Below are 19,268 nucleotides of genomic sequence, written 5' to 3'. Positions count from 1 at the left end.
ACGTGCGAGCCGACTTCAAAGATGCGTGTTTGTGTTGGAGTCAATTCGTATCCCTAGGGAAAATAAGAAAATATGAATTTCTTTGTAATGAATACTGTTGGAATGTTCCGGATGTTCCCTGAAATCGAACACGAGAACGCGCTAATAAACATTTTTCATTCGAGAAAACATGATAACGCAAATAAGAATTTGAATAGTTCTTCTTAGAAATTAAGAAATGGAAATGAATTTACGCGATGAGCGAATTACGTGATTGTTAATCTTGGGATTCGTCGGAGTCGAACTTGAAATCCAAAAAATCCAAAAATGAAGCGCGCTCTTCACGTGGGAATGGCGGGCTTACGCGATATAGGATTTTTTGCTGACGACGAACCACATAGTTGGAAGGTCGATCGATACGAAAACGACGCGGGTTTGGAAGAACCGCTGCAATCAAACTGGCTTGTGATGAAGACAGATTCCTAGCGCTTTTTTTAAAGTACTTTTGCGAAGCCGCTTCCACTCCATACACACCAGGACCCATTTCGATCACATTCAAATAAACTTCCATGATGCGTTCTTTGGGCCAAGTGAACTCGATCAAAACTGTGAAGTAGGCTTCCAATCCTTTGCGAACCCAATCACGGTTTGGCCACAAGAAAACGTTCTTGGCGGTTTGTTGGGAAATCGTGCTGGCACCTTTGATGCGTTTGTGAGTTTTATTATATTTCATCGCCTTTTCGATCGCGACAAAATCAAAACCACTGTGCTCGAAAAACCGATAGTCTTCGGCTTTCAACACGGCCTTCTGAACTGAAGGGGAAATCTCTTCCAACGGCACCCAATCGTGTTTAATGCCAACAAACTTTTCTGAGAAGATGGACTGGGCCGAGCGAATCACCATAAGAGGAGTCACGTAAACCGGGATAAAACGATAGAAAAGAACGGCCCCAAGGCTTGTCACAAGGAAAAGCAGACATGCTTTAACGATAAATGTTCTAAGTTTGATAAAGGCGGCCTTCAAAGACGTTCACTTTCAAAGTTTGCGTGTAGGTTCACAATGTAAATTTTAGCACCCGCAAACCACATATCAAGTTTGTATGCCGATTTAGAAGAAAGCCCGGCCTTTTGCCAAGCCTATTGTCTTCTTTTGCAAAAAAAGGAAGGTAAAGCACCGGTTCTGTTGGGTTTTAGCCATTACACGCTGCCAAAAAAAGTGGCGCCAATGTGACAGGACCGGTCCAATACGGTAAGTTGAACCCATGACTAAAAACTCCCACCACTCCCATGCCATGCAAGTTCGCCAAGCTCTTTGGGCTTTGCAAAAAGAAGTACTGAACTCCCTGAAGGAGGAATTCGACCGCGAAGTCGGCTATGAAGCGACTCCGAACGAATGGTTTCAGGTATTGATGACGGCTGAGCGCTATAAGTGGTTGCGTGAACTGACATCCTTGATGGCTGACATCGACATCATGACAGAACTTGAGATGGTCTCTGAAGAGCACGGCGAAACAGCCCGTGCTATCATCGAAAATCTGCTTTTTGATGAGTCACCGGAAAATGAGGTTTTTGGCAAACGCTACCGTGGACTTCTGATGTCCGGCACAGCTTTACTGCCTTTGCACTCCCAACTTAAGGCAGCTCTGCAAAATCTGCCGAAGACGGACAAAGATAAAGAGCACCACCACACCAAAAGAAAAAATTGGCACGAAGAGCACCGCACTCAAGCTCGCAAAAAGCGCAATTAGACCATAGCCAAAAGACATGTGCCCATCTTGAAGCCTTAACATTACTCTGAAGTTAAGGGCCTAGGATGGGCCTTTTTTTAATGCTTCTTACCCAGATATTTTGGGTTTAGCAGATTCTCATTCGAAAAGATTTCATCCAACTGTGCCTGTGTGACCACGCCACGTTCCAGGGCAACTTCTGCAACACTCTTGCCCGTCTGAGCGCAAATCTTGCCAATCAAGTCACCTTCGGCATGACCGATGATAGGATCCAGATAAGTCACAATACCGATGGAGTTCATCACGTAGTCGCGGCAGCAATCCACATTGGCTGTGATTCCGTCGACACATTTGTTTTTAAGAGTGTAACAAGCCTGAGTCATCAGATGGATGGACTCAAACAGGCTTGAGGCGATAACCGGCTCCATCACGTTCAGCTGCAGTTGTCCTGCCTCTGCCGCCAAAGTCACTGTCAAATCATTGCCGATAACTTTGAAAGCCACCTGATTCACCACTTCTGGAATCACCGGATTCACTTTTGCCGGCATGATTGAAGAACCCGCCTGAAGCTCTGGCAGATTGATTTCCTTCAATCCTGCACGCGGACCGGAACTTAGCAAACGCAAGTCATTGCAGATTTTGGAAAGCTTTACGGCTGTGCGTTTCAACGCCGCCGAAATAATGACATAGGCACCACAATCACTCGTCGCCTCGATCAGATCTTCGGAAATCACAAATGGATAGCCCGTCACCTCTGCAAGTTTTTTGACTGCCAACGCGGAGTAACCCTCCGGAGCATTAACACCGGTACCGATCGCCGTCGCCCCCAGGTTCACTTCCAAAATAAGTTTCTGCACGGTCTTAAGCAGACGGCTGTCTTCTTTCAAAAGCGTTGCAAAGGCGTTGAATTCCTGTCCCAAGGACATGGGAACCGCATCCTGCAGCTGAGTGCGCCCCATCTTCAGAACTTTCGAAAACTCTTTGCCCTTTTTATCAAAAGACTCTGCCAGCACATCCACGGCTTTCACGACCACACTCAAGTGTTCATACAACGCCACACGGAAGGCGGTAGGATAAGCATCGTTCGTGGATTGGCATTTATTGACGTGATCATTCGGATGAATGACTTTGTAATCGCCTTTTTTCAAACCACGAAGTTCCAATGCGATATTGGCAATAACTTCGTTGGCATTCATGTTCACCGATGTGCCGGCGCCGCCTTGAAAAATATCCGAAGGAAACTGAGCACCCCACTTGCGGGGATCTTTTAAAATCACTTCACAGGCTTCAACAATTGTTTTGGAAACGTCTTTAGGAATTGTGCCCAATTCCCCATTCGCCATAGCTGTGGCTTTTTTTACCAGCGCCAAAGCGCGAACGAACAACTCATCCTGTCCAATTTTAAAACCAGAAATTTCAAAGTTCTCCATCGCGCGCAGTGTGTGGATACCATAGTAAGCCTCCGCCGGAACCTGCTTGTCGCCTAATAGATCGTTTTCAATTCTGAACTGACTCATTGTCTACTTCCCTTGTTTGCTGGCTTTTTCAAATGAAAAAGTCTCGCCCCTGTTGAGCACTGGAAAAACTGTCGATGGCAGATTTGCACTTTGCAAAGCCTCCTTCAGTTTAACCGGTGGTTCAGACATCGGCTCGTCACTGAGTTTGAAAGTCCCCCAGTGTATCGGCAATGAAAACTGTGCTCCCAGATCCTGGTGGATAAGCACGGCCTCGGCCGGATTGTTATGCTGCTTTTGCATGAACCAGCGAGGAGCATAGGCACCAATTGGGATAAGAGCAACGTCCACCGCACCTAGGCGCTGACGGATGTCACGAAAATCGGGCGAATAACCGGTATCCCCGACAAAATAAACCTGGCGGGTTGCACCTTTGATCATCCAGCCACCCCACAGGGTCTGATTCAGGTCAAAACGCGTGCGCGTGGTCCAATGCTGAGCCGGCGCAAAGGTGAACTGCACCGCGCCCACTTTCTCCCCGGTCCACCAGTCATACTCTGCAACGTTTATGATTCCCTCTTTGGCCAATAACTCTTTGTTGCCTAAGGGCACCAGAAAGCGCGTCTTACCCTGATTAAGCATATTCAGCTTTCGCAAACTGGGCAGATCCAAATGGTCATAGTGATTATGAGAAATCACCACGACATCGATGGCCGGCAGATGTTCGATTTCAATCGGAAGTTTTCCATAACGTTTGGGCCCAATGAAACTAAATGGCGAAACCCGCTCAGAGAGGGAGGGATCCGTCAGAATATTCACACCATCCATTTGCAACAGCATGGCTGAATGACCCAACCACGTGATGGCCAAGCCCGCAGGATGGTTGATCGCATTCATATCCACCGCAACTGTGGGTGCCCCCACGGGATCATCTTCGGGGAAACTGGTGGTCCATCGTTCCCAGTACCACTTCAGCACGCTTTCTTTGGGTGAATTATCATAGTTGTTCAGGAACCCATCTTTTCCGCGATGAGGAATTTTCGGATCGTGATATTTAAATGGCCCTGCGCAACCCACAAGGACTCCTATATAAATCAGGAGCAACGTTAGCTTTGTAATCATTCTACCAACATAGCACTTTACACGCAGCTCCATCGAGAGGAATTATTGCCACACCGGGACCTTAGGGCTACGACAGAGGCTGGCTAAAAATGACTTCCGTAAAACTGGAGAAACCCCTGTGATTGCTGAATATTGGAAGCAAAGATCCCTTGATCAAAAAGTCCTGATTCTTTTCATCCTGACTCTTTTATTTCGCGCCTTTTTCAGTTTGAATATCGGGCTGATCGACGACGAGGCTTACCATTGGTCATGGGCCAAAGATCTGCAACTTTCTTACTTTGATCACCCGGGTATGATTGCATGGCTGGAGGCGATTACGACCTCGATTTTTGGCGACAACCAACTGGGCGTTCGACTGCCGGGTTTCCTTTGCTTCACGGCGATGATTGTACTTTTGTATAAACTTACGAAACAACTTTTTGACCAATGGGCTGCGATCTTCGTCGGCTTTGTGATGTTGTGGTCCCCATTCTGGGGTTTTGGCGGATACGTGGCTTCCCCTGAACCCGTCTTTGCATTGTGCTGGGTGGCAGCGGTTTACGTGTTCTGGCAAGGCGTTCGCGAAGACAAACACCAATGGTCCGTTAAAAAAACCTGGTTGTGGCTGGGTGTTTTGATGGGCTTGGGTTTAAATTCAAAATTTATCATAGCACTGTTGGCTCCGGGATTTGGTCTTTACCTTTTGGCGACTCCAAACCGTCGCAAAGATTTGCTGACACCGTGGCCGTGGGTGGGATTCCTGATTGCTACGGTATTGTGCACGCCTATTTTCTGGTGGAACCACATTCACGACTGGCCGGGGTTCCGTTATCAATTCCATGATCGTCACAGTGGCGAAACGTTCAAGCCGGGGCGCTGGGGTGGCTGGTTTGCTGCTCAGCTTTTGTTCTGCACTCCATTCTTGTACGTGATGATTGCTCTGGCATTTATCACTTCTCTGCTTAAACGCAAGGAAGCTCGCTGGCGATTTCTATTCTGCTTAACGGTGCCCTCCATTGCCGTGTTTTATCCGCAGCCATTCTTTGCTGATTACAAACCGCACTGGTCGGGAGCCGCTTACACGTTGCTACTTATGGGTGCAGGTTACATCTGGTCGCAAGGTTTGAAGTGGGGGCAAAAGCAAATCGTGAAAGCCCGTAGCAAGGTATTCACTTACGGAATTTTGGGATTCTTTATTCCGTTGGCCTTGATCACTTACACTCCATTTGCTTACCCATGGATTCCGAAGGCCTTTAAGTTTTTTGCTCCGAATGCAAAATGGGAAACTACCTACGATCCTTCCAATGAGTTTACCGGTTGGGAAGAACTGGGCGAATTTGCAAATCGTCGTCAGCGCGAAATCCACGCGGAAACAGGACACCGTCCGTTCCTGGCAGCCCTTCGTTATGAGACCACAGCGCAGACTACGTGGGGCACCAAAGCGAAAATTTATATGCTGAACTCAACGGTCAGCAACTACACGGTCATGCAATCGGTCGAAGAAATGAAAAATATGGAAGGCCAGGACGCCTTGATCGTGACAACTGAAAAGTACGACAGGGATCCGATGGAATACGCAAAGTTCGACGGTTGTACTCGCGACAAGCTGATGACGTTCCGTCATGGCGTTCATGCGCGCACATTCTGGCTTTACCTGTGCAAAAATTTTCAGGGCATCACATACGGGCCGAACGAAAGACCACCTTCAGTGCGACGCTAAGGCTGTTTAACGGCGAATAACGGGTTGAACCGAAACCGTCAGGTTTTCAAGCTCCAGCCCGTTCACGTTCACTGGCAATTCACCGCGGAAGCGACGATCCACGACACGAATCATATAAAATCCACGAGGAATGGTTCCGGAAAGTTTGAAGGAGCCATCAGATGCCGCTCGGGCGCGCGCCCAGATTGTGGCATCGCGGTCGATCAGATGAATGGTCAGATTGCTCATGTACTTCTGGCTAACGCCTTTGACTTTCAAAGTGCCGGTAATGACAGCCTGATCAGAGGGATTGGACTGACGAATCAGTTTGTCATCCCCGCCTTGCGCGGAAACTTCAAATTGATCAGAAGCAAGATCTTTCGCTTTGCCATTGTCATCATGGGCACAAGCCCCGATAAAAACCGCCGCCAACACCAAACCTGTAAGAACAATACCCAACTTCTTCATGAATCCATCTTAAGGTACGGACACACTTTTGGTAGCAATAGCGCGTCACAAAGGTTGGGCGACGACGACGACTTCCTGATCATAGCTGTTTATGTAAATTCGCGTGGCACCTTTGTATTTAGGCGAGGTAATTTCGACCGTATAGTGCCCGTTGAAATAGATGTCTGAGAATCTGAACTTCCCCTGAATATCTGAAGTGGCTTCGCCTACGGTGACCCCATCATCATCCAACATTCTGACCTTGGTGTGCTTCAAGGGAGTTGCAGAAATGCCTTCGCCCAACATCAACGTGCCCCGTATCCGGGTGATTTGATTTTTGGTTCCAGTTGCAGGAATTGTCGGCATGGTGGAGTCTTCACGCACACCATAGACTTTGCCATTTAATACTTCCAAAGGATTTTTCAGTTCCTTTTTTTCTTGTTTGGCGGCACAGGCCCCAAGCAACAACATCGCAACGATAAAAATCTTTTTCATAGTTCACCAACTCCAAGGACTGATTTTGGACAATAAAAAAGGCAACCCTAGGGGTTGCCTTTTTCGCGATTAAACGTAAGAACCGCGTTTAATTTTTTCCAGGATCAATTTCTCTGTCTTGATTGGATCTTTTGGATCTACAGAGAAGAAAGACTGTTGCTCGCAACGAATCTTTTCTTTGATCAACCAGCGCAGGATGTCCGCCAAGTTTTTATTCTTTTTATCTAAGAAGAACGGATCGTTTTCCAAAGCATCTTTCGCTTTTTTCAAAGCGCGGGCTTCAGCTGGATCAGATTCTTTCACTTTGTAGTGAGGAAGATCGTATTTTTTCACGTCTTCTGGCAATACACCCAGGAATCTAACATTCGGTGCAGAGAAATGGGAGTTACGGATCAAAGATGCCGCAGATCCCGCTTTCAATGTACGGAAGATATTTTGCATTGTGTACGCATCGAGATCTCCGAAGAAGTACATCGGAACATCAAGTTCGTCCTGAATCAGTTTTGACCAACCACGAACACCGTTCGATGGAACCCCTTGAGCACCCATTACGATACAGTTGTTACGTTTCGTGAAACCCATCGATACCAGCGTATTCGCCGTACCTTCGGACTCAACGATCAAGCAGAAGTCGATTTTCTTTTTCGCCTTCAACTTCAAAGATTGAGGTTTATTTTTTGGCTGGAACGGAGAAGTACCCAAAGTTGAAAGATCAATAACGGCTTTTTCTCCGTCAGGCATCGTTTCAGTAACGACCAACTGCTGAGAGTAGGTTTGACCACCACGATCATTGGCAAAAACATTCAATTCTTCCCGGTAAACTTCGAGCATATCACCGATGAAGTCGATGATTGAATCCGATTCAGGCTGATCTTCGAAATCCAACGGCTTCAAACGAGGATTTCCTTTTATTTCACCTTTACACATGTAATACAGCTCACGCTTTGTATTGACAGTTCCCGTATCGAGGTTACGCAGCAACATTTCTAAAAGAAACACCACGCGGGCCAATTTTTGAACAGAAGATACGTTCAATTCCGTACGAACAACTTTATCACCTGGAGTCAGGTAACCCACCTTAGAGTTGTACAACGAGTTATCCAAAGAAGTTTTAACAGCTTCCAAAACGGGACGTTTTGAAGACTCCAAGTCTTTCAACATCTTATCAGCCAAGATACGCGCTTCCTTAGGAATATCGATCTTAAGCTCACGAATAGAAATCATTTTCTCTTTTGCCATTACGCTTTTTTCCCAGTCGTTTTCTTAGTCGTAGCTACCGCTTTTTGCGTACCAACGGCTTTTTTCGTCGTAGATTTTTTTGTTCCTTGGGCAGCTTCTTCGTGGATGTCTTCCGCAGAAATCACATCGATTTCTTCTTCGTCACCATGATCGATACCTTTTTTCTTTTCACGCTGTTTTTGCGCCAAAAGTTTGGATTCTGCTGCTTCCAAGTCTGCAATTGCCTCTTCAGAATCGCGGCCCAAAAGTTTTTTCAAACCTTCTTCAGCTTTTTTCTTACGAGACTCAGGTGCATTGATGATTCTTGCCAAACCCTCTACAAGGATCGGACCGAACTGTTCAATATGGGCCAATTTTCTTTCAAGATCTGCTTCCTTCACTTCTTTTTTGATGTGACGGGAAAGCTTTTGACCTGCCTGGATCAATGCCAGACGAATCTCTGCCACCAACTCTTCAGATGCATCGATAGTTTCTTTCGAGGCATTTTTAAATTTGATGAACGGAGAAACGATAGAAATCGCGAAAATATAAGGACCCAGTGGCAAAGAGTCTTTAGGTTGACCCAAGCCATAAGTTTTCCAGTTTACAGATTCAATCGCCCAAGTGATCGCGCAACCCGATTTATCGAATTGAAGTGGAACACGGTTCGCGAAACGAAGAAGTGTCACTGGAGAATCGTTTTGTTGGTTGCGGTCTTTGAAACGTGCCAAAGCAACTTCAACCACGACAGGTTTAAAGTCACAAATTGTCGGTTTACGAGTCACAACTGCAAAGAAGTCAATCTCGCCCAAACGAGTGATGGATTTGGAAAGCGCTTCCTCACCAACAGTTAAAACGGACTTCGTGGAAGGAGCCATCAAATCTGTATTTTGAACGGCTTGGAAAACCTTTTTAAAGTCCTCTTCGCTTAAAGAAGTGATTGGTTTTTCCAAAAGGTTTTTTGGAAGACCGTTCTTAACAAAGTCTTTGATCGACTGATCACTGATACGAGAGAAACCCGTCTTCAAGAACTTCGACAAAGTCGTTTTACCGAACAACGTCGCATGAGTGATGAATTCACCCAATTTGAATGTATGAGGATGCGGTAAAGATGCCTCTGGAACTTGCGGGACTTCGGTGCTGACACGAGCGATCGTTACAAAGTCAGCGTCGCTTAATTTGTACGTGATGGTCATATGAGGATTCACAAGAATTGTGCCCTCGATATAAGTCAAAATACCACCGTCACCGTTCAATTGAATACGTCCATCAAGAATGAATTCAACACGAGTTCCGTGGTCACGATCCCAATCGATAGTTTCTTTGTTTTTAACAACACCCGTATTGGATTTGATATCGACATCGACTTGCGCCGAAATCGCTTTACGCATTTTTTTAGTTTTAGAAATTACGCTCACACCGCGAGCATTGGTCATCTGAGCCCACGTAGTGGCTGCAGAGATACCGATGCCCTGTTGACCGCGCGAACATTGACCGCGACCGAACTTGGAAGACGCAAGATACTCCCCGTAAACCTTGGCAAGATCTTCGCCCTCGATTCCGGGACCGTTATCTTCGACAACGATGCGAATTAAATCAGTATTTTTGGTGGAACCAGATCCAACTTTGGAAATCTCTACTAACAGATCAGGCAAAATGCCGGAAGATTCACAAGCATCTAAAGAGTTATCTACGGCTTCTTTCAAAGTCGTCAAAACGGCTTTCAATGGAGACGAGAACCCGACTTGCTGAAGGTTCTTAGCAAAATATTCAGCTGTACTACTTTTGGTAATTTTGCTCACAGTCGCTTAGTCCTTATAACGATGTTAACGAATTTTAATACAATGACTTTGATAGCTTATTCCTAACGCAGTTGGTTAAATCAAGACCAAAGGCTCAACGTCGCGCGGCACAATTTTTAATGTGAGGTAATCCACCTTTACTTTCCTTGCTTGAATACATAACGGGCCTTATGAACATTAGTTAGTCTTCCTGCGCAGTACGTTTTAATATTCAGGACGGTATGAAACACCAAGAAACTTTAACAGCGACTTTTAAAGAGCTCGCTGAATCATTCGCCCAATTGGTTGAGGGTGAGGGGATTATTATTCGCCCTTACGCTGATCCAAAGCTCATTCACTTCAATCGTCTTAGTCCAGACGAACAAGTGGATGTGATCTCCCGTGTGAAAACCTATGTCTTGGCTTTTGTTCATATGAAGGAAAAACATCAGCCTCTGACTGATACCCGTGCTCAGGTAGAAACCTACCTGAATACGGCTGGCTACAACTCTCGCCCCGAAGATCTGGATTTAATCGAAAACGACCACTTCATCGAGATCTATAATCGCGCAGGGATGCATCTCTTCCGTTCTTTAAATATTCTGGAAATCAGCAGTTATACTTTTGAAGACCTGTGTTGCCGTCAATGGCATCATCTTTATGAGCGTCCAGGCGACGAGCAGGAGAAAATCATTCTGGCAGCAGCACAGTATTTCCAGCTGGAAAATCCCGTTCGCCAAGAGACGGGGCTTAAACCTTTTAGAATTATCGAAAAAGACAGCTTGGAACGCCTGATTTATAATGCGGAAACAAAGTGGTTCATTCCAGTGTTTAAAGCGGATTCGTTTGCAGCGGTTTTAACTATTGTTGTGAATCGGAATAAAAATCCTATTCCTCAGTATTTTCACCCGTAGTGATTTTCAACTCTTCCAAAGCCATCTCTGCACGGGTCTTATGACCCTTTTTGCTGTTGCAGTCTTTGCAGGATGGAACGCAGTTGTTCTTGGTGGATTTACCGCCGCGAGCGATGGGAATCAAATGATCCATCGTTAGCTCTGCAGACTTAAACTTCACTCCGCAGTGATAGCAAACTCCCTTGCCCAGTTCCTGGCGCCACCATTGGCTTTGACGAAGCTCGCGAGCTTTCGCTTTTTCCTTTTTCTGGTGAGCCTCTGGGGCTGCGCTAAAGTAGTATTCCATGGGGGCTTTTATAGCCGAAACCTTGAAATCCAGCAACTCACCCTCGGTTTTTAGGGGTGAATCATATAAAATTTCTGCCTTTTTAGTGGGTTTTTAGGTGGTTTTACCCCCGGTTTTTAGCCTTATGGTCCAGCGTCCAGGTTTAGAATCTGGACCTTGGACACCCCTTAAAACCTCAATTTTACGAGCTTTTTAGCCGATAACTTTTCTGAGAATTCTTATTTGAGGAGTGAGTTATGTCCGTAAAAACCTTTAAAAAAGGCGAAGTCATCTTCAAGGATGGCGATAAAATCACCTCTGTTTACCTGATTCAGTCAGGTGGCGCTTCTCAGTGTCTGATTCGTGGTAAAAAGAACGTTGAGTTCTTTCAGTTGGGACCGTCTCATTTCCTGGGAGATCAGGTCATTCTGGGAGCACAAACTCACCCGACAGCAGCTGTAGCCACAGCTGAAACCAAGGTACTTGAAATTCCTGTTGATACATTGAAACAAACTTATGAAGGCGCTCCACAAATGCTGAAAGTGATCATCAAATCACTGGCAGAGCGTCTGCGCATGGGCGTGAATGAAGTTCGCTCCTCGAAACTTGAAAAAGACTCCTCCCCATGCCCTGAGGATCAGGTCGCGAAAGCTTTCGGCGCAGTCTTCCACACAGCAAATCACAAAGGCGATAAAACGACATTGCCTGGTCGCGTGGTTATCGAGTGGCAGATGATGAAGCAATACTCTCAACGTGTGATGGGCGAGAGTCCAAAGCGTGTCGAGCAGATCATCAACATTCTGGTGAAACAAAAACTGGCTTTGTACGAAATGGGCAAACCCGTCGACAATCCAGAGGGCGCTGACGAGATTCAAAAAGTCCACTTCCTGGATTTGAATCTGGTTGAAGCTTTCTTTGAGTTCTTCCAATACTACTATTTTAAAGGTGCCGGAAAGTCCGAGCTTTTACGCGTGGACGAAGTCTGTCTGAATCTTTTGGATGGTCTTTTGAAAGTCACAGGCGATGCTCCTGAAGTCGACCGTTTTGGTATCACCAGTATCGAATTCGCAAAATTTTCCGAGTACTGCACCAATGAACTTGGCTTTGCCTTGAACAACGATCACTTCACCCGTCTTGAGGGCAAAGGGATCTTTATGAAGCGTCGTACAGTTGGTACGGGCGTGTTACTGCAATTTGAAATCAAAGAGTTCCGTTCGATGTTGCAAAGCTGGAAGATGCTTCGCGAGATCGATAAGTGGAATGAACGCGGCTACGTCGACATCAACGAAAAAGAAGAGAAACCGAAAAAGAAAACCAATGGCCCACAATGCCCTCAGTGTAACTCTGAAGTCGTGGCTGGCGCCAAATTCTGCGGAGAGTGTGGCCATAAACTGGTCAGCGCGGCTTAATCATGGGACCATTGACTATATTCAAAACCATCAACAATGAAGTTCACAAAAGATTCCTTCTGGAAACTCTTGTGGCTATCGAAGGCGAAATCCTGATCAAAGGTGATGATGATGAAAAAGAGCATGTGAATGCGGTTTCCATCAATGACAAGAATCAGATTCAATGCGTGATGACCGATGGATCCAAACTGAAGTTTGGCCTGAAAAGCGTCCTGACTTGCTATTTCCGTGTGAACAACGAGAAGTACATGTTCGAAGCCACAGCCCTGCCTTTCGAAGGCGGACTGAACCTGTCCCTGAAGGATCTTTTTCACCTGCAAAGAAGAAAGAACTTCCGCTACACCCTGCCCTCAGGATTTCAAGCGGACTGTTTGATCGCAACTTTGAATTTACAACAATCAAACACAACCTGCCGTCTGATTGACGTCTCCACAGAAGGCTGCGCGATTTTACTGACAGCGGAAATGCCGACATTGCGTCTGGATGACCGTGTGGAAGCTGTTATCTTTTTAGAGGAGCGCGAACCGATTCCGGTTCAGGGATTCGTCAAGAATCTGCGCGTTCACGGAGATGACATGGTGATCGGACTTGAGTTCAATCACCTGGCAAATTCCAGCGAATTTGCCATCATGAGCGCCATTGTGGAAATGCAGCGCTCTGCCTACAAAAAAGCCGGTTAAAACCGGCTTTTTTTATCTACCTGGGTTGGGATAGTAGAGTTTATTATCCCACATGCCTTCGTTAAAATACTGAATCTGTGCCTTCATTTTATTTACTAAGACAGCTTTGCGTGCCGCGGGCTCAGTCAACGGGGTTTCCCCTGCCCGGTCCTCAATCGCAAACATCACGGGCTCCGCTTGTCCCAGGGCCCAACGAATACGATAATCCTTGGCAAACAACTGATAGATTCCGTCATTAAATACCACAGCCACCTTATCGCCATCCACGAAGATAGAGCTCCCCATGTAGTTCTCTTCCTTCTGCGGAATTTCCAAAAAGTCCAAAATGGTCGGCAGAATATCTATGTGTTGCACCACCATCTTGGAATCCACTTTCGGAAATTTAAACTCCGGATGATAGAAGAAAATCGGAACCATATAGTCCCCAACTTCATTCGTGTACTCCGGACGATAGTGGATTGACGTATGATCTGCCGTGATTACAAACAAAGTGTTTTTAAACCATGGTTGCTTTTCGGCCTCGGCAAAAAACTTTTCCAAGGACATATCCGTATAGGCGATGGTTTTTAGAATCGGCAATGATCCTTCTTTAAACACGTCCTGATACTGAGCTGGAACTTTGAAGGGCTGATGGGAACTAAGGGTAAAAACCGACGTCATAAACGGCTGTTTAAAGCCATTGACCTCTTTCAGCATCCACTGCAGGAAAGGTTCATCCCAAATTCCCCAGACGCCGTCATCGTCCTTGGAGTTCCCGTATTCACTGGCTCCGTAATATTTCTCGATACCAGCACTCTGCATGAAGGAATCAAAGTACATCGTTCCGTTATGCCCACCATGAAAAAAGCTGGTGGAGTACTTTTTATCCGCCAGCAGGGTTCCCAGTCCCAGGAAGTAATTCGCGGTAAAGTGCGACGAAATGAAGGGTTCACTCATCAGCGCGGGAATTCCTCCCATGATCGCCGCAATTCCCTCAATGGAGCGGCGTCCATTGGCGTAGGCATTTTCAAACACCAATGACTTTTTCATCAACGAATCCAGGAACGGAGTGCGAGTCACACCATCGACCGTACCAAAGTATTCAGAGCCAAAGCTTTCCAACATGATGATCATTACGTTTTGTGGTGCCGTCGGGCGCTGCCCTTTCAGACTGCTGCCGACAAAGGAACCATTCAACAACGCCAGCATCTCGTTCTTATCCGCAAAATACTTTTCATGCTTAATATCGTTGGCGCCGTAGCTTTTGATAAACGTGAAGGTCGAATTCAGCACCAGATTGTTCAAGAGCGGTGCTGTGAAAACATTGGCATTTACAAAGTTAATAGGCTTTCTTTGAAAGCCCCCGCGAATACCGAATACCGCCAAAGCCAAAGCCAGAAAGCACATAAGGCCATGCGCTCCCCATGCTTTTAAACTGCCTTGCCAGTGGGTGTTTCCAAATGGTCTGCGCAGCAGGAACCAGGATGAAACCATCAACCCCGCGACAATCACCGTATTGATCAAAAACAACAACCAGTAGCTGCCGACAAAGTTCAGCATTTTACCCTGGGCTTCGTTCAAAATAAAAATAGTGTCGTAGGTGAATCGGCGCCCGACGAAATTAATAAACTCCGTATCCACCAGATTCAGGATCAAGAAGGGCACATTGACGAGGCAAAAAACACCCCAGGTGACCTTCTCCCAAACGGAGTTCCATTTGGCTGGCCACGGGAAAAAGCTAAGCAGAAGGATCGGAGCCACCCCGCAAAATGCTGCTGAGAGGTCAAAACGCATTCCCACAAAGAATGCCCATAGGATGTCTGTTATCGATTTGGAGTGAAATAAGTTCCAATTCCAGATCAAAAACTCCGCCCGCGCCAGGGCGTAAAACACCATCAAAAGCAGAATCAGAGCAAAGATCTTAATCAGTCGTAAAGAGTGTCCAAACATAGGCCCATCCTACACTGTCGCGACACGTTAAAACAAGGTTCCGCCCGCCCACTGCCGCCTCTGGACATAAAGTGGGCACTCTGGTAGGTTGCCCCCATGACTCAAGAGCAAATGAAACAACGCCTAGAAGAAACTTACCCAAACTGCAAAATCGAAATTTTCGATCTAACAGGAACTCAGGATCATTGGGAAGTATACGTGGAAAGCTCCAAATTCGCAGGCCTGACACGAATTCAGCAACATCAGCAGGTCATGGCTTGCTTTGGACCAGAACTTAAAACCGGTGAAGTCCACGCACTCTCCATTAAAACCAAAATAGTTTAAGATAAGTATTTAAAACGAGGAATTTATGTCTCCAGTACTACAAAAAATCGACGGTATCGTAAAAGGTAACAAAGTTGTGCTTTTCATGAAAGGCACTCAACAATTTCCAATGTGCGGTTTCTCTGCACGTGCCTGCGCAATTCTTCAGGACATCGGCGTTCAGTTTCAAGACGTGAACGTGCTTGATGACGAAGAGATCCGTTCTGGTATCAAAGAATACGGCAACTGGCCGACGATCCCTCAGTTGTACGTGAATCACCAACTTGTTGGCGGTTCTGACATCATGATGGAAATGTACCAATCTGGTGAGCTACAGGAACTACTAAAGTAAAATGAGATGCAATGTCGCCACTTGGGACCGCACTCTTAGATTCATCCTTGGCGTAGGACTGACCGCTTACGCCATCGCTGGGGGTCCCTTCTGGACTTACATCGGTATTTACGGTCTGTTCACCGCTGCTTGGGGCTTGTGTCCCATCTATGCTTTCTTTAGAATAAGAACACTGAAAGATTTTTACCGGCCCGTTCACGACCAGGAATAGGATATCACCATGGCACCAGCGACTCTCCTCGAGCTTGATAGTTTTCTAAAAAAAGACCAGATCAAAACCGACGAGGAAAGCTTAAAGTACTGGGGCAAAGACTGGACAACCTATTTCGACATCAAAGCGTCGGCTATTGTTTTCCCACACACGACTGAACAAGTCTCCGCCCTGGTAAAATGGGCACGTAAAAACAAAATCGCTCTGGTTCCATCAGGAGGTCGCACCGGACTTTCCGGGGCCGCTGTTGCGACTCAGGGTGAAGTCGTTGTTTCTTTTGATCAGATGAACAAAATCAAAGACTTCAGCTCGATTGATCAGACCGTGATCATTGAAGCCGGAGTGGTGACGGAAACTCTGCAGGAGTTCGCGCACTCGAAAAATCTTTTCTATCCGGTGGATTTCGCGGCAACCGGTTCATCCCAAATGGGCGGAAACATTTCCACCAATGCGGGCGGCATCAAAGTGGTGCGCTACGGACTGACACGTGACTGGGTGGCGGGACTGAAAGTCGTCACTGGTACCGGTGAAATTCTGGAACTTAATAACGGACTTGTTAAAAATGCGACAGGCTATGACCTGCGCCATTTGTTCATCGGTGCCGAAGGAACTTTGGGATTTATCACTGAAGCCACAATTCGTCTTGCACCAGCTCCCCCACCAATGAAAGTTCTGGTGATGGCGGTCAGCGGGCTTGAGTCTGTGATGAAAATCTTTGGCAAATTCAAAACTCAAACGTCCTTGGTGGCATTTGAGATGTTCTCCGATAAAGCACTGGCAAAAGTTTTGGAAAACACCGGCCTGCCAATGCCACTTGAAACTCAAGCTCCTTTCTATGTGCTGGCAGAGGTTGAAATTCGCTCTGAAGCTGATGAGGAAAAGGCACTGGAGGTTTTTGGCCAATGTGCAGAGGACGGCTGGGTGATTGACGGTGTGATTTCCCAATCAGACACACAAGCAACGACATTCTGGAGATACCGCGAGGACATCTCTGAATCCCTGGCGAAATACTCACCGTACAAAAATGATATCTCTGTGGCTATTTCCAGAGTTCCGCCATTTATGGCAGACCTTGAGAAAGTGCTGTCCGGTGCATATCCCAACTGGGAAGTTGTTTGGTTTGGCCATATCGGCGACGGAAATCTGCATATCAATATTTTGCGACCACAAGGTATGAGCAAAGAGGAATTTGTTCAGGAATGCCGCAAAGTCGATGTGATGGTTTTTGATGCGGTTAAAAAGTATCAAGGCTCGATCAGTGCCGAGCATGGCGTCGGATTGACTAAGAAGTCCTTCCTGAACTACACCCGCTCCAATGCGGAAATTGATCTGATGAAGGGAATCAAAAAAGTCTTTGATCCTGACAACATCATGAATCCAGGAAAAGTGATCTAAAGCAAAAAGCCACTCCCTCAAATGAGTGGCTTTTTTATTAAAACGGTATCGCCAGACCAAACTCGTTCAGAACGAAATTGCTCATCACTTTAAAATCCACTCTAAAATCCCGGGATTTGTACAATGCCGTCGTAAAGTGCAAAAACGGCATCGGCAAGATATCAACTGAATGACCACCAAGACTGGTCATAAACTTCATTCGATAACCGTCGATCTCATAACACTCAGTGACCTCGCGTCTTCCGTCAAAGTACGTGTCACAGGTCTTCGGCGTCTGCCTTGCATATACCCCAAACGTCAGCCCCCATTGCGTGCGGTCCGAAACCTTGAATGTCTCCCCGATCTGCAAGGCTCCTGCTGGATTGTCATAGCAGTCCTTCACAAAAGCCGCGAGCAAGGTCAGCCCGCTTTCCGCCACATATTCCAATCCCACCCCAGGCGTGATCACAGTGGCCCCTTTCCCATCGACTTTGCGAGGCATGTAAGTCGAAGCGTTGGGCCCCGGAGAAATCCCATGCACCACAACAGAGGGCATCACCAGACTTAGACCCTTCAAAGGATTCTTTCGTGTTACTAATTTATCCGATTGATTCAGGCTGCCGTATCCAGCTCCCCATCCTTGCAAGCTGAATAGTGTGAACGCGATTGCGAGCGAAATCCTTTTCGCTGTGAGCATTGGCCCCTCCCATAGATGGGACACGCTCCGCTTTGCCTCGGTTAAATAGAAATTATTTCATTGTGTGCGAAAGACGGGAGAGTTCGACTCGAAGTATTTATCAAATATTTTTTTAAGGGTTCCATCTGCTCTCATTGCTTCCATATGTTTGGTGATCATCTCGATTTCCTTGGGTGCCAAACGTCTGTTGGAATAGACATAGCCCACCGAACTGGAATGTACCGGATCCGGCAATCTTGTTACGATGGAAGTCATTTTCAATTTATTGAGGTAGTAGAGTGTTGTCGCCGTTGGAAACAGAACCGCCTGAACACGCCCTGCCTTTAACATTTTAAACAATCCCTCTGGATTTGGCGCTCCGACGGCACGTCCCTCCGCATTTAGAGTCGCCAATTCCTCCGGTGTCCACGTTGAATGGGAGCCAATCATCACCCCCACCCGCATTTTTTTGTCAGCCAGAAGACTCTCCACACTTGGAAAGCTTTTCTTCAGAGAAGTTAAATACGTCAGCGATCGCTCCGCTTCCGTTATCTTCACAAAAGTTGCCATTTCATTAAATTCATATTCTGAACCCACAAGCAGAAACAAATCCATCCGGCCTTGGCGCATGCGGGTAATCGCAACCGGTCGGGTGAACTCCACCACCGCAAAGTTGCAGCCTGTCCGACGGAAAAGCTCCTTACCAATATCGACACCAATTCCCACACGTCGACCTTTTTCGCGCATAAATACCGGAGGATAGTCGGCAACACCCACATCAAAATTCCGACTGCAGGGTTGTTCCACGGCCGTGGCACCTGCACTGACAGAAATAAAAATGAGGATAAAAAGAATGATCCCTGACTGCATGGGGCCATTATAAACTTGCGGAACTTCATGCGATGCATGTTTTGCGGCAGGGCTAGTTAATTAACGGAGAAACGCATCTAAAGCCATGTCCTTCGCGCCAAGCCAACCAAGATCCGCCAGCAGTGTACTTAATGCCAGAAACAGTGACGGCGCCATCGACGGAAATGCTCTCGAGATCACCTGTTGAATCCAAGTCAAGATCCCGAACAGCAAACTCCAACGTACATCCGCTAGTGCTGGCAATTAACACAGTATTTATAATAGCTGTTCGAAGTAACTTCATCACCGGTACTGAAACAGCGTTATTTAACAATTCTTTTACTCTAATCAAAATGGTCTGACATTCCCAAACTCATATGCAAATCAACAGGATTTCGTGTTCTA

20 protein-coding genes are annotated in these 19,268 nt (G+C 46.5%); 9 read left to right on the top strand and 11 right to left on the bottom strand.

All coding sequences use genetic code 11. The features are described from left to right. Nucleotides 1-256: 256 nt before the first annotated feature. Complete coding sequence (gene mtgA, locus ACLVWR_RS10715; RefSeq protein WP_413580646.1) at nt 257-1,003, bottom strand: monofunctional biosynthetic peptidoglycan transglycosylase; 747 nt, start codon at nt 1,001-1,003, stop codon at nt 257-259. A 238-nt stretch (nt 1,004-1,241) separates the two neighbouring features. On the opposite strand from mtgA, the gene ACLVWR_RS10710 reads away from it, so the two are divergent. Then, nucleotides 1,242-1,727 (top strand): hypothetical protein, encoded by a 486-nt coding sequence (locus ACLVWR_RS10710; protein WP_413580645.1) that lies wholly within the window; start codon nt 1,242-1,244, stop codon nt 1,725-1,727. Nucleotides 1,728-1,804: 77 nt separating this feature from the next. Here the strand turns inward: ACLVWR_RS10710 and aspA are convergent, their stop codons facing one another. Together aspA and ACLVWR_RS10700 are read right to left on the bottom strand one after the other, a co-directional pair. Further along, nucleotides 1,805-3,223, bottom strand: a complete 1,419-nt coding sequence (gene aspA, locus ACLVWR_RS10705; RefSeq protein ID WP_413580644.1) for an aspartate ammonia-lyase — start codon at nt 3,221-3,223, stop codon at nt 1,805-1,807. Nucleotides 3,224-3,226: 3 nt separating this feature from the next. Continuing rightward, complete coding sequence (locus ACLVWR_RS10700) at nt 3,227-4,282, bottom strand: MBL fold metallo-hydrolase (protein ID WP_413580643.1); 1,056 nt, start codon at nt 4,280-4,282, stop codon at nt 3,227-3,229. A gap of 118 nt (nt 4,283-4,400) precedes the next feature. On the opposite strand from ACLVWR_RS10700, the gene ACLVWR_RS10695 reads away from it, so the two are divergent. Further along, nucleotides 4,401-5,981 carry an ArnT family glycosyltransferase gene (locus tag ACLVWR_RS10695; protein ID WP_413580642.1) on the top strand — a complete coding sequence of 527 codons (1,581 nt, stop codon included), beginning with the start codon at nt 4,401-4,403 and terminating at the stop codon, nt 5,979-5,981. A gap of 6 nt (nt 5,982-5,987) precedes the next feature. On the opposite strand, the gene ACLVWR_RS10690 is transcribed toward ACLVWR_RS10695, so the two are convergent. From ACLVWR_RS10690 to ACLVWR_RS10675, 4 genes are all read right to left on the bottom strand, one after another. Beyond that, nucleotides 5,988-6,428, bottom strand: coding sequence for a hypothetical protein (locus ACLVWR_RS10690; RefSeq protein WP_413580641.1), 441 nt, complete (start codon nt 6,426-6,428; stop codon nt 5,988-5,990). A 45-nt stretch (nt 6,429-6,473) separates the two neighbouring features. Further along, nucleotides 6,474-6,902 (bottom strand): carboxypeptidase-like regulatory domain-containing protein, encoded by a 429-nt coding sequence (locus tag ACLVWR_RS10685; RefSeq protein ID WP_413580640.1) that lies wholly within the window; start codon nt 6,900-6,902, stop codon nt 6,474-6,476. 69 nt (nt 6,903-6,971) lie between these two features. Further along, nucleotides 6,972-8,141 carry a DNA topoisomerase VI gene (locus ACLVWR_RS10680; RefSeq protein WP_413580638.1) on the bottom strand — a complete coding sequence of 390 codons (1,170 nt, stop codon included), beginning with the start codon at nt 8,139-8,141 and terminating at the stop codon, nt 6,972-6,974. Beyond that, complete coding sequence (locus ACLVWR_RS10675) at nt 8,141-9,922, bottom strand: DNA topoisomerase VI subunit B (protein ID WP_413580637.1); 1,782 nt, start codon at nt 9,920-9,922, stop codon at nt 8,141-8,143. Before ACLVWR_RS10675 ends, ACLVWR_RS10680 begins: the two co-directional genes overlap by 1 nt. Nucleotides 9,923-10,143: 221 nt before the next feature. On the opposite strand from ACLVWR_RS10675, the gene ACLVWR_RS10670 reads away from it, so the two are divergent. After that, nucleotides 10,144-10,815 (top strand): hypothetical protein, encoded by a 672-nt coding sequence (locus ACLVWR_RS10670; RefSeq protein WP_413580636.1) that lies wholly within the window; start codon nt 10,144-10,146, stop codon nt 10,813-10,815. Here the strand turns inward: ACLVWR_RS10670 and ACLVWR_RS10665 are convergent. Then, entirely contained in the window at nt 10,790-11,101 is a 312-nt protein-coding gene (locus ACLVWR_RS10665) for an HNH endonuclease (protein WP_413580635.1), read from the bottom strand. The two genes, ACLVWR_RS10670 and ACLVWR_RS10665, sit on opposite strands and share 26 nt — an antisense overlap. A gap of 236 nt (nt 11,102-11,337) precedes the next feature. Between ACLVWR_RS10665 and ACLVWR_RS10660 the strand changes: the two genes are divergently transcribed. Next, nucleotides 11,338-12,489, top strand: coding sequence for a cyclic nucleotide-binding domain-containing protein (locus tag ACLVWR_RS10660; protein ID WP_413580634.1), 1,152 nt, complete (start codon nt 11,338-11,340; stop codon nt 12,487-12,489). A gap of 2 nt (nt 12,490-12,491) precedes the next feature. After that, nucleotides 12,492-13,169, top strand: coding sequence for a PilZ domain-containing protein (locus tag ACLVWR_RS10655; protein WP_340599154.1), 678 nt, complete (start codon nt 12,492-12,494; stop codon nt 13,167-13,169). Between the two features lie 12 nt (nt 13,170-13,181). Here the strand turns inward: ACLVWR_RS10655 and ACLVWR_RS10650 are convergent, their stop codons facing one another. Further along, nucleotides 13,182-15,098, bottom strand: coding sequence for an LTA synthase family protein (locus ACLVWR_RS10650; RefSeq protein ID WP_413580633.1), 1,917 nt, complete (start codon nt 15,096-15,098; stop codon nt 13,182-13,184). Nucleotides 15,099-15,209: 111 nt separating this feature from the next. Between ACLVWR_RS10650 and ACLVWR_RS10645 the strand changes: the two genes are divergently transcribed. From ACLVWR_RS10645 to ACLVWR_RS10630, 4 genes are read left to right on the top strand one after another with little or no spacing between them, the layout of a single operon-like run. After that, nucleotides 15,210-15,422 carry a BolA/IbaG family iron-sulfur metabolism protein gene (locus ACLVWR_RS10645; protein WP_340599152.1) on the top strand — a complete coding sequence of 71 codons (213 nt, stop codon included), beginning with the start codon at nt 15,210-15,212 and terminating at the stop codon, nt 15,420-15,422. Between the two features lie 25 nt (nt 15,423-15,447). Continuing rightward, nucleotides 15,448-15,753, top strand: a complete 306-nt coding sequence (gene grxD / locus ACLVWR_RS10640; protein WP_413580632.1) for a Grx4 family monothiol glutaredoxin — start codon at nt 15,448-15,450, stop codon at nt 15,751-15,753. Between the two features lies 1 nt (nt 15,754). Continuing rightward, nucleotides 15,755-15,964, top strand: a complete 210-nt coding sequence (locus ACLVWR_RS10635) for a DUF2892 domain-containing protein (protein WP_340599150.1) — start codon at nt 15,755-15,757, stop codon at nt 15,962-15,964. Between the two features lie 9 nt (nt 15,965-15,973). Then, entirely contained in the window at nt 15,974-17,359 is a 1,386-nt protein-coding gene (locus ACLVWR_RS10630) for an FAD-binding oxidoreductase (RefSeq protein WP_413580631.1), read from the top strand. Nucleotides 17,360-17,396: 37 nt separating this feature from the next. Here ACLVWR_RS10630 and ACLVWR_RS10625 read toward each other — a convergent pair whose 3' ends face one another. Both ACLVWR_RS10625 and ACLVWR_RS10620 read right to left on the bottom strand, forming a co-directional pair. Then, a complete protein-coding gene (locus tag ACLVWR_RS10625) occupies nt 17,397-18,035 on the bottom strand; it encodes a hypothetical protein (RefSeq protein WP_413580630.1) in 639 nt (212 codons plus the stop codon). Between the two features lie 57 nt (nt 18,036-18,092). After that, the gene (locus tag ACLVWR_RS10620; RefSeq protein WP_413580629.1) at nt 18,093-18,884 is read right to left on the bottom strand and encodes a substrate-binding periplasmic protein; all 792 of its coding nucleotides are present in this window, start codon (nt 18,882-18,884) and stop codon (nt 18,093-18,095) included. Nucleotides 18,885-19,268: the final 384 nt, after the last annotated feature.

This window comes from Bdellovibrio sp. HCB288 (assembly GCF_047305935.1).
Taxonomy (GTDB): Bacteria; Bdellovibrionota; Bdellovibrionia; order Bdellovibrionales; family Bdellovibrionaceae; genus Bdellovibrio.
Note: the sequence above shows the minus strand (reverse complement) of the source record. Positions and strands in the feature narration are given on the sequence as shown.

Excerpts from the sequence above, each read along its gene's own strand:
- ACLVWR_RS10630 (WP_413580631.1), top strand. The coding sequence starts at position 15,974 with ATGGCACCAGCGACTCTCCTCGAGCTTGATAGTTTTCTAAAAAAAGAC.
- ACLVWR_RS10650 (WP_413580633.1), bottom strand. The coding sequence starts at position 15,098 with ATGTTTGGACACTCTTTACGACTGATTAAGATCTTTGCTCTGATTCTG.
- ACLVWR_RS10645 (WP_340599152.1), top strand. The coding sequence starts at position 15,210 with ATGAAACAACGCCTAGAAGAAACTTACCCAAACTGCAAAATCGAAATT.
- ACLVWR_RS10655 (WP_340599154.1), top strand. The coding sequence starts at position 12,492 with ATGGGACCATTGACTATATTCAAAACCATCAACAATGAAGTTCACAAA.
- ACLVWR_RS10625 (WP_413580630.1), bottom strand. The coding sequence starts at position 18,035 with ATGCTCACAGCGAAAAGGATTTCGCTCGCAATCGCGTTCACACTATTC.
- grxD (WP_413580632.1), top strand. The coding sequence starts at position 15,448 with ATGTCTCCAGTACTACAAAAAATCGACGGTATCGTAAAAGGTAACAAA.
- aspA (WP_413580644.1), bottom strand. The coding sequence starts at position 3,223 with ATGAGTCAGTTCAGAATTGAAAACGATCTATTAGGCGACAAGCAGGTT.
- ACLVWR_RS10700 (WP_413580643.1), bottom strand. The coding sequence starts at position 4,282 with ATGATTACAAAGCTAACGTTGCTCCTGATTTATATAGGAGTCCTTGTG.
- ACLVWR_RS10680 (WP_413580638.1), bottom strand. The coding sequence starts at position 8,141 with ATGGCAAAAGAGAAAATGATTTCTATTCGTGAGCTTAAGATCGATATT.
- ACLVWR_RS10690 (WP_413580641.1), bottom strand. The coding sequence starts at position 6,428 with ATGAAGAAGTTGGGTATTGTTCTTACAGGTTTGGTGTTGGCGGCGGTT.
- ACLVWR_RS10685 (WP_413580640.1), bottom strand. The coding sequence starts at position 6,902 with ATGAAAAAGATTTTTATCGTTGCGATGTTGTTGCTTGGGGCCTGTGCC.
- ACLVWR_RS10710 (WP_413580645.1), top strand. The coding sequence starts at position 1,242 with ATGACTAAAAACTCCCACCACTCCCATGCCATGCAAGTTCGCCAAGCT.
- ACLVWR_RS10620 (WP_413580629.1), bottom strand. The coding sequence starts at position 18,884 with ATGCAGTCAGGGATCATTCTTTTTATCCTCATTTTTATTTCTGTCAGT.
- ACLVWR_RS10635 (WP_340599150.1), top strand. The coding sequence starts at position 15,755 with ATGAGATGCAATGTCGCCACTTGGGACCGCACTCTTAGATTCATCCTT.
- ACLVWR_RS10670 (WP_413580636.1), top strand. The coding sequence starts at position 10,144 with ATGAAACACCAAGAAACTTTAACAGCGACTTTTAAAGAGCTCGCTGAA.
- ACLVWR_RS10660 (WP_413580634.1), top strand. The coding sequence starts at position 11,338 with ATGTCCGTAAAAACCTTTAAAAAAGGCGAAGTCATCTTCAAGGATGGC.
- ACLVWR_RS10665 (WP_413580635.1), bottom strand. The coding sequence starts at position 11,101 with ATGGAATACTACTTTAGCGCAGCCCCAGAGGCTCACCAGAAAAAGGAA.